This window comes from Sulfoacidibacillus thermotolerans, from assembly GCF_003144315.1.
GTDB lineage: Bacteria > Bacillota > Bacilli > Alicyclobacillales > SLC66 > Sulfoacidibacillus > Sulfoacidibacillus thermotolerans.
Genome location: NZ_MPDK01000127.1, coordinates 1 through 387, shown reverse-complemented (window position 1 = coordinate 387; position 387 = coordinate 1). Strand labels below are relative to the sequence as shown.

The following is a 387-nucleotide window of genomic DNA, read 5'->3' as shown; positions in this document are numbered from 1 at the left end:
CAATTACTTGATGTGAATCCAACGGTAGGTGTGATAAATTTTATCCAGAGCTGACCGGGGAACGCTTTAGTCAATTCAGTCCAACTCCGCCCTCCGGTCTTAGTAAAATATAGATTGGCGGATGGAATTTGGATTGTATCAGGGAAACGCTGATAAGTAGAAATGAATCCAACCTTTGAGTTTAGAAAGTCAAGTATAGCAGGGTATTCCCAAGGGAGTTCTAATGGAGTCCAAATATCCCCGCCGTCTCTTGTTATCCATAATATATTTTTTTCTTGAGATTGTTTGGGATAAGTATATGATTTAGGCATAAGTAGCCAGCCTATATTTTCAGTAACAGGGTCAAATTGTACGGATGGGCTTAGCGACGGATGTTGTAAATGAAAT

1 protein-coding gene is annotated in these 387 nt (G+C 39.8%); it reads right to left on the bottom strand.

What is annotated here, in order from left to right; genetic code table 11:
* The coding region (locus tag BM613_RS15460) for a beta propeller repeat protein (RefSeq protein WP_219930738.1) at nucleotides 1–387 on the bottom strand (387 nt) is incomplete at both ends.